Source organism: Aquimarina sp. 2-A2, from assembly GCF_045505135.1.
Lineage (GTDB): Bacteria > Bacteroidota > Bacteroidia > Flavobacteriales > Flavobacteriaceae > Aquimarina > Aquimarina intermedia.
This window is the reverse complement of sequence record NZ_JBJKFI010000004.1, coordinates 294,644-307,862: the sequence shown is the minus strand read 5'-3', so window position 1 is coordinate 307,862 and position 13,219 is coordinate 294,644. Positions and strand designations below refer to the sequence as shown.

At 34.0% G+C, this 13,219-nt stretch carries 17 protein-coding genes; 4 read left to right on the top strand and 13 right to left on the bottom strand.

Annotated features, from left to right (window positions below; all coding sequences use genetic code 11):
• The first annotated feature begins 175 nt into the window (after positions 1–175).
• On the top strand, positions 176–805 hold the full coding sequence (locus ACJRPK_RS12155; RefSeq protein ID WP_407140252.1) for a PAQR family membrane homeostasis protein TrhA: 630 nt from the start codon (positions 176–178) through the stop codon (positions 803–805).
• A gap of 19 nt (positions 806–824) precedes the next feature.
• Here the strand turns inward: ACJRPK_RS12155 and ACJRPK_RS12150 are convergent, their stop codons facing one another.
• Genes ACJRPK_RS12150 through ACJRPK_RS12140 form a run of 3 tightly spaced genes read right to left on the bottom strand, consistent with a single transcriptional unit; the run spans position 825 to position 2,663 of the window.
• Entirely contained in the window at positions 825–1,253 is a 429-nt protein-coding gene (locus tag ACJRPK_RS12150) for a DUF4268 domain-containing protein (protein ID WP_407140251.1), read from the bottom strand.
• A gap of 1 nt (position 1,254) precedes the next feature.
• Entirely contained in the window at positions 1,255–1,932 is a 678-nt protein-coding gene (locus tag ACJRPK_RS12145) for a ZIP family metal transporter (RefSeq protein WP_407140249.1), read from the bottom strand.
• A complete protein-coding gene (locus tag ACJRPK_RS12140; RefSeq protein ID WP_407140247.1) occupies positions 1,932–2,663 on the bottom strand; it encodes a class I SAM-dependent methyltransferase in 732 nt (243 codons plus the stop codon). Before ACJRPK_RS12140 ends, ACJRPK_RS12145 begins: the two co-directional genes overlap by 1 nt.
• A gap of 71 nt (positions 2,664–2,734) precedes the next feature.
• Here ACJRPK_RS12140 and ACJRPK_RS12135 point away from each other — a divergent pair, with 71 nt between their 5' ends.
• Positions 2,735–3,889, top strand: coding sequence for a class I SAM-dependent RNA methyltransferase (locus ACJRPK_RS12135; RefSeq protein WP_407140245.1), 1,155 nt, complete (start codon positions 2,735–2,737; stop codon positions 3,887–3,889).
• Positions 3,890–3,993: 104 nt separating this feature from the next.
• Here ACJRPK_RS12135 and ACJRPK_RS12130 read toward each other — a convergent pair whose 3' ends face one another.
• Together ACJRPK_RS12130 and ACJRPK_RS12125 are read right to left on the bottom strand one after the other, a co-directional pair.
• Entirely contained in the window at positions 3,994–4,350 is a 357-nt protein-coding gene (locus tag ACJRPK_RS12130) for a DUF779 domain-containing protein (protein ID WP_407140243.1), read from the bottom strand.
• 63 nt (positions 4,351–4,413) lie between these two features.
• Positions 4,414–5,913 carry an aldehyde dehydrogenase family protein gene (locus tag ACJRPK_RS12125; protein WP_407140241.1) on the bottom strand — a complete coding sequence of 500 codons (1,500 nt, stop codon included), beginning with the start codon at positions 5,911–5,913 and terminating at the stop codon, positions 4,414–4,416.
• A gap of 174 nt (positions 5,914–6,087) precedes the next feature.
• Between ACJRPK_RS12125 and ACJRPK_RS12120 the strand changes: the two genes are divergently transcribed.
• Positions 6,088–7,005: an AraC family transcriptional regulator N-terminal domain-containing protein gene (locus tag ACJRPK_RS12120; RefSeq protein WP_407140240.1), complete on the top strand. Its 918-nt coding sequence runs from the start codon at positions 6,088–6,090 to the stop codon at positions 7,003–7,005.
• A 64-nt stretch (positions 7,006–7,069) separates the two neighbouring features.
• Here the strand turns inward: ACJRPK_RS12120 and ACJRPK_RS12115 are convergent, their stop codons facing one another.
• The 3 genes from ACJRPK_RS12115 to ACJRPK_RS12105 form a co-directional block, all read right to left on the bottom strand.
• The gene (locus ACJRPK_RS12115) at positions 7,070–7,597 is read right to left on the bottom strand and encodes a hypothetical protein (protein ID WP_407140239.1); all 528 of its coding nucleotides are present in this window, start codon (positions 7,595–7,597) and stop codon (positions 7,070–7,072) included.
• Between the two features lie 234 nt (positions 7,598–7,831).
• A complete protein-coding gene (locus ACJRPK_RS12110) occupies positions 7,832–8,881 on the bottom strand; it encodes a flavin monoamine oxidase family protein (RefSeq protein ID WP_407140238.1) in 1,050 nt (349 codons plus the stop codon).
• Between the two features lie 24 nt (positions 8,882–8,905).
• Complete coding sequence (locus ACJRPK_RS12105; RefSeq protein ID WP_407140236.1) at positions 8,906–9,436, bottom strand: CIA30 family protein; 531 nt, start codon at positions 9,434–9,436, stop codon at positions 8,906–8,908.
• A 387-nt stretch (positions 9,437–9,823) separates the two neighbouring features.
• On the opposite strand from ACJRPK_RS12105, the gene ACJRPK_RS12100 reads away from it, so the two are divergent.
• On the top strand, positions 9,824–10,183 hold the full coding sequence (locus ACJRPK_RS12100; RefSeq protein ID WP_407140235.1) for a dihydroorotase: 360 nt from the start codon (positions 9,824–9,826) through the stop codon (positions 10,181–10,183).
• 186 nt (positions 10,184–10,369) lie between these two features.
• Here the strand turns inward: ACJRPK_RS12100 and ACJRPK_RS12095 are convergent, their stop codons facing one another.
• From ACJRPK_RS12095 to ACJRPK_RS12075, 5 genes are all read right to left on the bottom strand, one after another.
• Positions 10,370–10,795, bottom strand: coding sequence for a DUF1801 domain-containing protein (locus tag ACJRPK_RS12095; protein WP_407140233.1), 426 nt, complete (start codon positions 10,793–10,795; stop codon positions 10,370–10,372).
• A 178-nt stretch (positions 10,796–10,973) separates the two neighbouring features.
• The gene (locus ACJRPK_RS12090) at positions 10,974–11,381 is read right to left on the bottom strand and encodes a DUF1801 domain-containing protein (protein ID WP_407140232.1); all 408 of its coding nucleotides are present in this window, start codon (positions 11,379–11,381) and stop codon (positions 10,974–10,976) included.
• Complete coding sequence (locus ACJRPK_RS12085; RefSeq protein ID WP_407140231.1) at positions 11,353–11,745, bottom strand: hypothetical protein; 393 nt, start codon at positions 11,743–11,745, stop codon at positions 11,353–11,355. The genes ACJRPK_RS12090 and ACJRPK_RS12085 overlap by 29 nt, the downstream gene beginning before the upstream one ends.
• 36 nt (positions 11,746–11,781) lie before the next feature.
• On the bottom strand, positions 11,782–12,471 hold the full coding sequence (locus ACJRPK_RS12080) for a helix-turn-helix transcriptional regulator (protein WP_407140230.1): 690 nt from the start codon (positions 12,469–12,471) through the stop codon (positions 11,782–11,784).
• Positions 12,472–12,723: 252 nt separating this feature from the next.
• A complete protein-coding gene (locus tag ACJRPK_RS12075) occupies positions 12,724–13,188 on the bottom strand; it encodes a hypothetical protein (RefSeq protein WP_407140228.1) in 465 nt (154 codons plus the stop codon).
• Positions 13,189–13,219 lie beyond the last annotated feature (31 nt).

The following is a 13,219-nucleotide window of genomic DNA, read 5'->3' as shown; positions in this document are numbered from 1 at the left end:
AGTTAAGCCCGTTAGCGCCGATGGTACTACTACTGTGGAAGAGTAGGTCACCGCCTTTTTTGAAACCCTTCATCATAGCGATGAAGGGTTTTTTTATGCCTGAAAATGTGATGTTTTAAGTTTTCGACTAACTTTGTAGTTTGCTATGTTCTCATCCATCTAATGACTATTATCAATGCTTAATCAATCAATTATAGAAGAAACATGGAATTGGAGAACTCATGGTTTGGGTTTCTTACTTTCACTTCTAGGTGCTTATTTGTTGCTTCAAAGTGCTGATCTCTATGACGATAAAGTGTTTTTTTCTGTCATAATATATAGTATTTCCCTTTCGTTATTATATTTAGTTTCTTTTCTATATCATTACACTAGAAATAGTAAACATAAACAGAATCTTAGAATTTTAGATCATATTAGTATTTATGTGTTAATAGCAGGCACCTATAGTCCTGTTACGCTGATTACAATATCTGACAGCTATGGTTTAGAAATTTTTATTGCTGTATGGACGCTTGCACTTTTAGGATCTTGTTTAAAGATATTTTATACGGGAAGATTTGAAATTATTTCGTTATTGTTGTATCTCATTATGGGGTGGCTAATCGTATTTGACATTTCAAATCTAATAGGTAAGGTCGGTATGGAAGGATTATTAGTGCTTTTAGCCGGCGGACTTGTATACAGTTTAGGAATTATATTTTATGTAAAAGAGAAGATGTGGTTTAATCACGTAATTTGGCACTTATTTGTGATGGGAGGCAGTTTTTTACATTATCTATTTATTTATCAATACGTTGTCAAATAGAATTGTAACATCTGCATCATCAACTCTCAATAAAATCTTGATAAGTGACGAAGAAATCTTCCAACTGCTCCATGTGATGATTCAAAAATAGCATAGTATCTTCCCAGGTATTTGGATTATGTATACTAACCTGTTCTTTAGTTATATAAACTCGTGAGATAACTTTACCATTCTCAAGCGTGTAGTTGTCATCAAAAATATATTCTGCTCCGTAATTTTCTTTTAGGATTGACTGGAGACTCACTAATTTATCGAAATAATAAGCCCGAAGTACTTCATCAGTTTGTTCTATATCAATAGAAACTTGTGCTTGCTTAGTAGAAAAGTAAAACTTTAAACTAACATCCTTAATTTTGGTATTATATAACAGCCATTTTCTTGGATACGCTTTTCCGAAACGAATCCAAAATTGTTGACGTATATGTTTTGATTGTTCTTTACTAAACATATTAAATAAAATAGGCAATTACAGTAGCCAATAAGATAACAGCCAATTTTGTCACGTTGAATTTATGACCCTCATTACTCTCAAATAGAATAGTGGTAGAAACATGCAAGAATATCCCAATAACTATAGCTGTAATTTCCTTATAATATTGTTGTAATTCGGTTACATATTCGGCAATGAAGGTTCCCAAAGGTGTCATCATGGCAAAAATAGAAAGTAATAGGAAAATGACGGGTCGTTTGATTTCTGTTTTTAAAAGAAATGTAGTCAATATCATCGCAATCGGAATTTTATGAACAATGATCCCCAGTAAAATACCTTCACTATGATGAATAGGAAACCCTTCTAATAAGGCATGAATCCCCAAACTGATAAAAAGTAGCACAGGAACTCTGTTAGTTTTTTCGTCCAAATGTAAATGCCCGTGTTCTGCACCTCTTGAAAAGTACTCCAGAATTTTTTGAAATAAAATTCCGATCATAATCCAAACTCCGATAGATTTAGATGTATTATGATCTTCAAAAACTTCAGGAAGTAAATTGAATATCGTAATTGCTAACAGAAAAGCGCCGCTAAATGCTAATAATAATTTTAGATTTTTATGGTTATTCGGCTTAAATATATACACAATACAAAAACCGATAACGACAGCAAGAATGGAAGGTAGATAGTTATACACTATTTGAAAATTAAAATAAGTCTTGGTGAATGATTCTCATGATATGTGCTTAAAGAGTAATCTCCGAAAGTATCCAATAAGTATATATCTGCTTTTTCAAACAATCGTTTAAAGTCAGCTAGCGTTATAGCTTTGACACGCTCTGTATAAAAATAGTCTTCCCCTTTATCAGAAAAACGTATTTCTTTAAAGATGTGACCCTCTTTGTAATACCGCTTTAAATCAAAAGAGATATTATCTATCACTTTTGTTTCTTCTGCTACTAGGTTATTAAGTATATATGGGACATTCAAAAAATCTATACAGGCAATTCCGGTGGAATTAAGATCCGCCTTAATAGCTTTCAACGTGTTCAAGTTATCTTCTTCATGATCAAAATAACCAAAGCTGGTAAATAGGTTAAATACCGCATCGAATTGATGTCCGTAAGCTTTGCACATATCATGCACGGCAAAATTTAGTGTCTCATTGCTAAATTTTTGAGCGTGCTCAATACTTTTTGGAGACAAGTCTACCCCGGTAACATCAAGTCCTAAGGAGTTTAAATAAATACTGTGCCTTCCTTTCCCACAAGCAAGATCTAGTACTTTTTCGCCCGGGTTCAGATTAAGATATTGCGTGAGCTTATCCATAAAGCTATGTGCTTCAGTATGATCACGATCTTTGTATAAAATATGATAATAGGGTGTGTCAAACCATGACGCATACCACTTTGTAGAATCTTTTAGCATAGAGGGCAAAATTAATGTATTTTTGCAATTTATAACCAGAGAATAACAATATAGTGAGCAATTCATATAAAATGACAGCCAAAACTTTTTTTGGCTTCGAAGAATTATTAGCAAAAGAGCTTAGAGATCTAGGTGCAGAAAGGGTAAAGATAGGAAATAGGGTCGTTAGTTTTTATGGAGACCTCGGGTTTATGTATAAAGCAAACTTATGCTTACGTACCGCGCTTAAAATTCTAAAGCCGATTGGAGATAAGAGGATACGCAACGATAAAGATCTTTACAATTTTGTCAAGTCTATTGATTGGGAACAGTATATGGATGCTAGAGACACTTTTGCTATCTATGCAACGGTACATTCAACGGTTTTTAAACACTCACAATTTGTTTCACTTAAAGCGAAAGATGCTATTGTGGATAAATTTAGAGAGGACAAGGGAGAGCGTCCTGATGTCGATACCCAATATCCGGATTTAACTATCAATATACATATTCAAGAGGATATGTGCACCATATCGCTTGATAGCTCCGGAGGCTCCTTGCATCATAGAGGGTATCGTACGGCGACCAATATTGCCCCTATCAATGAAGTACTGGCAGCAGGCATATTATTGCATTCTGGATGGCGCGGCCAGAGCAATTTTATGGATCCTATGTGTGGTAGTGGTACCTTGGCCATAGAAGCGGCAATGATTGCTTGTAATATACCGGCAAATTTAAATCGTAAGGAATTCGCTTTTGAAAAATGGTTAGACTGGGATATGGATTTATTCGAAAAGATTGAAGAAGTATCACTTAAGAAAGTTAGAGATTTTAATTACAAAATATATGCGTCAGATAAAGCGCCATCTGCTGTGCGTAAGGCAAAAGAAAATATTATCAATGCAAATCTCTCAGATTTTATAACGGTAAAAGAAGATAACTTCTTTGAAAGTATAAAACAAACTGAAGGTCCGTTGCATATGGTTTTTAATCCACCATATGGAGAACGCTTACAACAGCTTAATATTGAAGAATTTTACGGACAAATAGGTGATGCTTTAAAACAAGGGTATCCAGGTACCAATGCCTGGTTTATTACATCTAATCTGGAAGGATTAAAATTTGTTGGCTTACGTCCATCAAGAAAAATAAAAGTGTTTAATGGGAAACTGGAAGGACGCTTAGTTAAGTACGAGATGTACGAAGGAAGTAAAAAAGCAAAGTTCAATAAGAAAGAAGAAGAATAAGCCGTTAACTGAGATATTTCAAAATTATAAGAAATGTTTTTGAGCTTTACAGGTTATGAATCTATCGAAGGTTTAATAAAATAAATTTTTGTCCAAACTATGTACTAGCTTGGATTTAGCATGTCAATTTCTTCCTTGGTTAAAAGCCTTGAATGAATTATAAATCTCACACCCAATGGGATTTCTAATGAAAAACTGGATCCTCTGCCTTCGGTGATGTCAACTGTTATATGTGTGTGCTTCCAATATTCAAATTGATCTTGATTCATATAAAAATTTACACCTGAGAGATTTCCTAAGAGCACATCACTTTCATCCAGATACATATCATCTTTTTCAAAAACCATAGGTGCAGAGCCGTCACAACATCCGCCACTTTGATGAAAAATTAATTCCCTATGAGTTGCTTTTAGTTGTTCTAAAATATTCGCAGCTTTTTTGGTAATGGCAATTCTTTGCATAGTACATAGATTTTAAAAGGCTGAAATTATAGATGGAATTCAGCCCTTTACTGAAGGGTTCTATTAGAAGAATCCTAATTTATTTTTATCATAAGAAATAAGCATGTTTTTAGTTTGACGATAATAATTAAGCATCATAACATGATTCTCTCTCCCAAAACCGGATTTCTTATACCCTCCAAAAGGAGCATGCGCAGGATAGGTGTGATAACAGTTTACCCAAACACGTCCAGCCTTTATGGCTCTTGGAATTTGATATAGTTGATGCGCATCACGCGTCCAGACTCCGGCACCTAGCCCATAGAGAGTATCATTGGCAATCTCTATAGCTTCTGCCTCATCTTTAAATTTGGTTACACATGCCACAGGCCCAAAAATTTCTTCTTGAAAGACTCTCATTTTATTATGACCTTCGAGTAGTGTAGGTTTAATATAAAATCCATTTGCTAAATCTCCACTGAGTTTATTAGCCTCTCCGCCGGTCAATACTTTTGCTCCTTCATCTTTACCAATTATAAAATAGGACTTTATTTTTTCATATTGATCGTTGGATGCTTGCGCACCGACCATCGTATTAGGGTCATATGGATTATCTTGAATAATAGCATTTGTTCTGTCAATCACACGCTCCATAAACGCGTCATATATATCTTCTTGTACTAAGATTCGAGACGGACAGGTACAAACTTCTCCTTGATTGAAAGCGAATAATACGGCTCCTTCGATCGCTTTGTCCAAATACGCATCGTCTGCATCCATAACACTGTTAAAGAAAAGATTTGGAGATTTACCACCTAATTCCATTGTTACAGGATTGAGATTTTTTGATGCGTATTGCATGATGAGTTGACCGGTGGTGGTTTCTCCTGTAAAAGCCACTTTGTTTACTTTGGCGCTTGACGCTAAAGGTTTTCCGGCTTCAGGACCAAATCCATGGATTATATTAATCACTCCGGGAGGAAAAACGTCAGCAATCTTTTCCATTAATAGGGTAGCGGACGAAGGAGTTTGTTCTGCAGGTTTTAAAACTACACAATTACCAGTTACCAGTGCAGGAGGTAATTTCCATGATAACATTAATAAAGGAAAATTCCACGGAATGATCTGACCCACTACGCCCAAGGGTTCTTTAATATTCATAGATAGTGTATGCTGATCCAGTTCTGTGGCGCTTCCCTCTTCAGCTCGAATACAGGCGGCAAAATAGCGCCAATGATCCACACACAAAGGAATATCTGCGTTTAAGGTTTCTCTAATGGGTTTACCGTTATCGCAGGTTTCAACAAGAGCAAATTCTTCAAGATTGGCTTCAATGATATCCGCTACTTTATTGAGTAACGTAGCCCTTTCTGTGGCAGAAGTATTTCCCCAAGCTTCCTTGGCTGCATTAGCCGCATCCAATGCTTTTTCCACATCTTCCTTTTGTGATCGTGGATATTTTGCTATAAAACTATTATCAATAGGAGAGGTGTTGTCAAAGTATTGACCACCTAGTGGCGCAACAAATTCTCCATTGATGAAATTTGCATATTTTTCCTTAAACTTTGGTTTTGAATAATTCATGTAAAATTGTATTTGATTAGGAAATAGTTAAAATATTAATCTAAAAATTAAATTATACGTATTTTGTATAAAGTTATTTTATCATATTCTAATTATCTTGAACATATGTATCATACTGTTGAACATATCTCTTAGATCTGCATAGGTGTCTTTTAAAATTTTGTACTATTAAGAATGCAATCCATACTAAAGCAACATAATGAAACACGAAAACTGACTACGCTGGTTGAAAACAGGACTACGTATAGCGCAGAATATGCTGAGTTAAATATTTATGAAACGCACGCATTTGCTAAAAGTGTTTTATTAAGCTTTGATTTTCCGGTAATAGCCAGTATGTTATCCGGTAAGAAGATAATGCATCTAAAGGGTTTTGAGCCTTTCAATTTTTATCCTGGAGAATCGGTTGTCATGCCTGCAAATAACGAAATGGTTATTGATTTTCCCATAGCTACGAAGAGTAGTCCTACACAATGTTTAGCCTTAGGTATTGATGCTTTCAAAATTAATGAGGTGGTCGAAAAGTTTAATCAACAGGTTGCCATTGAAAATGAAAATAGCCATTGGAATCTGGAAGCTAGCGCCTCTCATTTAACTAATAATGCAGATGTGAATCAGTTGATCCAACGATTAACTTACACCTTTACAAATAACGATAAATCCAAAGATGTGCTTTTGGATTTAATGATACAAGAGCTAATCGTCAGGTTACTACAGACTAAGGCAAAATCGTTACTTTTGGATCACAGTCATCATTTTTTTAGTGATACCAGAATAGGAAATGTTATCAAGTATATCAAAGATAACCTAACCAATAAAGACTTACATGTCGAGGTTTTAGCTAAGAAGGCATATATGAGTACGTCGCATTTTCATAAAAAATTTAAAAATACGTTAGGTATTTCACCAATTGATTATATCAATTCTGAAAAAATTAAATTTTCGAAGAAACTAATTAAAGAATCCAAGGACTTCAGGATGTCTGAAATAGCCTATAAATCTGGTTTTAATAGCACCAGTTATTTTAACAGACAATTTAAAAAAATGGAAATGATGACCCCACAACAATTTAAAAAATCTGTTGCTCTTTAAAAGAATACTGTTGAATATTAACACAGCGAATGATAGCAGAGTTTTCGGCGGTTAGAATACTATATTAGTTTGAAGTAAATTTATCAAAATCATGTATTCTGAATGCCTTTAAGTAGTCTTTTTCTCCAATGCTATTAGCTTCATTAGAGTCATAATCCATGAAGATTTTCCAGATATCACCTTCTTTTTTTAGGAGCACATGAAATTTGCCGTAATACGTTTGCTTGGTTAAATTACTTTTAATTCTAACAAGCTTATAAATACCTCTTTCACTGGCAATGGAATCATTATTAATCCTTTCAAAAAAGCGAAGGGAGATAGTATTAGTAAGCGAATCATTCTTAGCATTTTCAAAAGTTATTTTGTAATTATTGATGTACGTGTCATAATCAATTATTCTTTTACCTCCAGAAATACGGATTAATTTCTTGGAATGAATCTCGGCCATTAATCGCTGATCCAACGAATCAAAAGCTTGATAAAATTTATCCCAGACTTCATTAATCTGTTTTAAATTATTCAAATATTGAGCATTGATTTGATTTGTAAATCCGATCAATAACAAGAGTACAAGGCTTAATTTTTTGAACATGCTATATTTTTTGATCTAAATACACATGTAATATGCTTACTTATAGGTAGCTATGTGTATAAGACTAAGGTAACCAATAAAAATCAAATATAAAATTAAGTGAAGTCAGAGAATGTTTTAGGAAAATCTTTTAAATCAGGGCAAGACAACCAGAATCATTCGTATCAGCTGATATGTACAACGCCATAGATTAACGATACTTTCTACGATAGCAACCTGAATGGATAATAAAATCTATAGGGACTGTGCTTTTACAATTTTTTGGGCAATAGTATTTGCAGAATACACTGCACCTTCCATATATCCGGGAAACTCTGGTGCAACTTCAGAACCAGCTAATAACAATTTACCTTCGAATAAAGATGCATTAAAAATGGCATTACCATTATTTTGGTGGGGGAAGAGTTCAATAGCAGAGACTTCATAGGTATATTTCTCATTCTTCCAGATACATTCTTTATATTCAATATATTCTCCGGCTTTAGCTCCATGAATCTTCTGCATTTGTTCAATTACGCGAATCCGTCTGTCCTCATCTGTGAGATTTTTAAAGGATGGATGTATAAAACCACAGAGCGCGTAGTGGGATCTTTGAAAATCACAATGATCATAAAGCTCGGTAACAGGTCCCATATTACTAAATAAAGTGGCAGATGTATGTTGCTGTTCCCAGAAGGGTTGTTTATAGATTAAAGCAACCTTAATGGAATCCTCCATCCAGGTGTGTGTTTCTGCACCTATTTGCACTAAATTAGTAGGTAAAGGAGGCTCAAAAGATATATTATTTGCCCATAATTTAGGAGGCATGGCTAAAATAACCCTGTCACCAATAAAGGTTTGATTAGCGATAATCTCTACAGATTTTTCATGAAATTTAATTTCGCTAACCGTTTGGTTCAATAGCACATCGTTGCTATCTAATTGTTGGTAAAGGGTATTTATAAGGTGCGATGTACCTCCGGCGATTCTATAGCTGGGTGGTTGGGTCGGAATTTGTATAGACTGAACCTGGGTAGTAGCAGAGGGTTGAAAGTATGCTGTCCTTCCCATGTATTGTTCAAATTTTTCAATTGCTAACTCATCAATAAGTGCCAGTAGATTGGTGTGTTGATCGGTAAACCAGGTGGCACCCATTTCGACGGGCGTAGAATTCGATCCGCAAACTGTATGTATTCTTCCGCCGATTCTTGCTCTAGCTTCCAGAATTTTAAAGGGAACCCCTTCTTTCTTTAGCCTGTATCCGATTAAAAGCCCGGACAAACCCGCTCCGATTATTATTATCATTTTGCAAAAGTAAGGAGGTAACTCTTATTTTAAGGTTATTTCGTCTATCAATAATTTAAACTGTTCCTGTTTTTTATTACCTATCAGAAAAGTGATTTCTTCAAAATAAGCATTTGAAAAATTCGGTTGATCTAGCTTTCTTCCCCTAAAAGAAGGATACATATCCTTTAGAAGGATTTCAATTTCCTGCCATTCTCCGGAAGTTTTAAAGGGTGCGATATAGGAATAATAGTCTCCTGCATTTGATTTTATTCTAAATTGAAATGTTTTACCATCCCCCTTAAGTTTAATGACAATTTTAGTGTTTTCCTTTACCAATACTTTGTCTAATCTATGTCTTACAGAAGAGAATCCTCCGTTGTTTTCCAGGGAAATACTGCCTTTAAAAACACCAAAGCCATCAGCACTTAAGCTGAAAGTGCCTGATGATTCTCCACCCATCACCACGTCGTCTACAACTCTCCAGTTTTGAATATCTGACTTTTTATTAAAATCAAAAATTGTCTGTGATTGCAGGGAAGAAAATAAAGTTATCATATAGATTATGTAGTTCATAATTACTTATTCTTTTACTCTTTAAAATAGTAACATAAAGAATTGGAATTTTTTAGAAGACTTAAATTACAAATAAAAAATAATACTTGATTAGCAAATTAGACTATTGGGTATAGATTTAACTATAACTACATAACATTTGTTATTTAAAATAAATAAATTTTAATCAAAGGCTAGTAGCCAAAAGCTGAAAGAGGGCGAGCAGGAGTCCTGATACAGCCTATTTTTACAAAATATTGGGAAGGTAAAGGAGTGATTTTGATTTGACCAAGATCTGCAAAGAATTTATATAATAGAACATGTTTTCCATAGAAGTTTTTCAATCAAATATGCTTTTTTAAGGATTTAGATTTGTTTATATTTATAGTATAATTAAAATGCTATATCATGGGAAATCATATTGTATTTGCTCTTTTAATAAGTTTTTTTTCTGTTACTATGTATGCTCAAAAAACTACTATAGATGTAAAGGTAGGAGATGTTTTGGTTATAGGAGAAGTTGATAATGATTCTTATAAATATATCAATTTCCCGAGAGCTAACTTCATCATTAAAAGAGGGGGAATTGCTAATTATAAGAAGGTAAAAGGTGAAAAAGTTATAATAACGTCAATTAGAGAGCAGAAGGATGGCAGTTTATTGGCTACTCTGGCATTACGTTCTAATCAACACTTCTTTAACAGCCATAAGCATGTAACCGCTGAGATTAGTGAAGCGATACTTCAAAATGAACTTATAAGGATGTAAATTATTTGTATGTCAGTTAGTTATGATAACATTGGGGTTCAGGTGATAAAGAAGCTCAAGAATCTCCAAATTTTAAAGTAGTTTCTTAAGAAGAGGTTAGCGGTAACTGTTTTGGAGGTCTCAGATCTTTCAATAAAAATAACAGCATTACCTGCAGTAAAAGTAAAACTATTTTAGGATTGATTTTTAAGAGTTAGCATCCTTCTTACTTTTATCTGCATACCGCTTATTCTTAAGATAGGCAGAAGAGATGATTTCTTCTAAAACATCTTGGTGAACGTCAGCCAATTTGTTTATATATAGGCATATATTGCCTGTTTTATGCTTACCCAAGTCATTTAATAATTCTTCTTGGTTTTCGAATCCGTTGAGCACATACAAAACTAAATGTTGTTTTCTCGGCGAAAAAGAAGTCAATGGCAACTTCGTTTCTCGTCCTGTTTCATATGTATGTATATAACTGCCGAATCCAACTATTGATGGCCCCCATTTGACAGGTTTTAATTCAGTTATTTTATTCATCATTTCCATCAGCTTGAGTCCGTCTTTCTGTCTGGTCTCATTTGGAATAGATCTTATAAACCCTAATACATCATTTTCTGTAGGTTTCATAACTCGATTTTTTGAATTAATAATTACATTCTCAACGCATAATAGAGAAGGCTATAAAGCACAGCTGGACTAAATTAATAAGGGGCAAATTTCAATCTAATGAACCGCCGTATACCCGCCTTTGCCGTCAGGCAGGCGAGACCAGTATGTACGGTGATGTGAGAAGCGCACTCCGTTCCTATTTAGGGATAGAGCCGTCTACTCGATTGTGCTTTTTTTTCTTTTCTTCGTCTATCAAGATCGCTTCAAAAACTAATTCTCTAATTAAACCTTTGTTCACATCTCCTATACTTTTAAAAGTTATTGTCCGCACAGACTTCCTGTCCTTTTCATCTAATACTCCTTGGTGATTCGAAAGTAAATAGCCATTGACAAATCCTAAGTCCACAACTCTATTTCTTACATTAATATAGCAAATATTAGAATGGTATGAGAAAAATGGAATCCTGTGTTTAATCTCTCCACGAATTTGTATTGCACAAGAAAGAATAATATCCCGAATAGTGCTTACGATTAGGGATATTTCTAAATCTTGTTGTTCAATATATTTATCTACATTATTCACTAATATTGTTGAAAGTTTCAAAGTGTTTTAATGTCATCTGCTTTTGGTCTATTACATTAAAAATTTGCATATTTGTAGGGTCTTGAATTGCTTTTTCTGATGCAGATTTAGCTGCAGTCAAGTCTGTCCAAAATACCAAATCTAAAAATTGTCCGTCCTCTGAAATAGAAGTTTTTCTGGCTACAAATCCATTTTGAGCTTTCAAAAAATCATTCAGTTTCGTCATTGCTTTTTTTGCATTTTCTTTTGTTACCCCGTCATTTGTTTTAAATAGAACCATTTCTATTACTGTCGCGTTTTTTCCCATTTTACTTTGTTTTTTGTTTAAATAATCGCAACTACTAAAGGTTGCGACTGTTAATAATACTATGATTAATTTTTTCATAGTACAAAGGTAAATAGGCGCACTGACAGCCTTATGTCAACTTGGTTTCACTAAATTTTTAAAATATTCTTTTAGTTTGAAATCTTGTTTGAAATCAAATGATTTATTCGAAACTACGACTCTCGAAATTCTATCTAATCTAAACTCTCTAAGGTCATTTCGTAATCTACAGAATGCGACTAAAACCCAAGCACGTTCAGTAAAATATATAGCAAGTGGTTCTATCTCTCTTACTGTTTGCTCTTGTTTTGAAATTGAATTATATTGAATTTCAATAACATTTGTTTTGGTAATTGCTTTCTGTACTGTCGATAGCCAATTGCTTTTAAGTGTTTCCCTTTTTACGGAAGGTTCTAACCTGTCCGATAATTTGGTAACATCATCCTTTTGTACAGATTTGAGAATTGCTTTTATTTTGATTAATAATGAACTAAAATCTCGAATCAAGGATTGGTCACCTTGGTTTAAAATGAGCTTTTCCGAAACAATCAAAGCATTTGCTTCTTCTTCGGTTAGCATCATTGGTGGCAGAGAAAACCCATCCACCATAAAGTAACCAACTCCATTTTCCGAACCGATCGGAATTCCTGCGTCTTGGAGTGTTTTAATGTCCCTGTAAACCGTTCTCAAACTAATTTCAAACCGTTCAGCAATTTCTTTAGCCTTCACAATCTTTTTTGACTGTAATTGCGTTAAAATCGCTGATATTCTTGTTAGTCTATTCATTTGTCAAATTGGGTATAACCTCTTACTAAACTCAGCCCTAACGTCATTGATAAAATTATTTGCATAGCCATAGTGAAGGCAAATAATTTTATTTATGGAGTTTAAGGAGTGTTATCTGCTTTAGACTTTCTAATTTAGCTTTTCTCAAAATTAAAAAAATAAAGGGACTGTAGTTCAGCTTCGACATTATTTATAATCCTTATTTTTTCCTATTAAAATTTCGTTTAGTTCTATGAGAGCTAGCTCTAGATTTTAATCCGCTGGCAAAAATCCGTTTTCAAACTTTTTTATTAATTGAGTTGTTTTCTCAAATGCTTTATTAGTCACGTCAACAATTAAAATTTCGTTTATGTCAGTTTCGGAGTTGAAAGTCAGATTTAATCCATACCAAATTCCATTGTCAAAATCTTCGTTTCCAACAGTCATTATTACGTGTTCAGGGAGATAATGATCGTCAATGTCAACATCTCGAAATCCAATTTCTTCGTCCGCCATACTGTGAATCAAATCAGCTTGTTTACCAACGCCCCAGATATAACCCACATTGCGGTCAATTGATTTTTGGATTATTTCGTCAAAATAATTCGTTTGTTTTTCGTCCGCAATTAAAATCAGACACCAATTGTCAGTCGGAAAATCCGAAACCCAGTTTTTTGCGGTATCAAATTCCACAGATTTTATTATTTTGTCTGTTATATTAGTTTCGATTTTTTTCAACTTGCAGGTAACATAGTTATATAAATCCCTT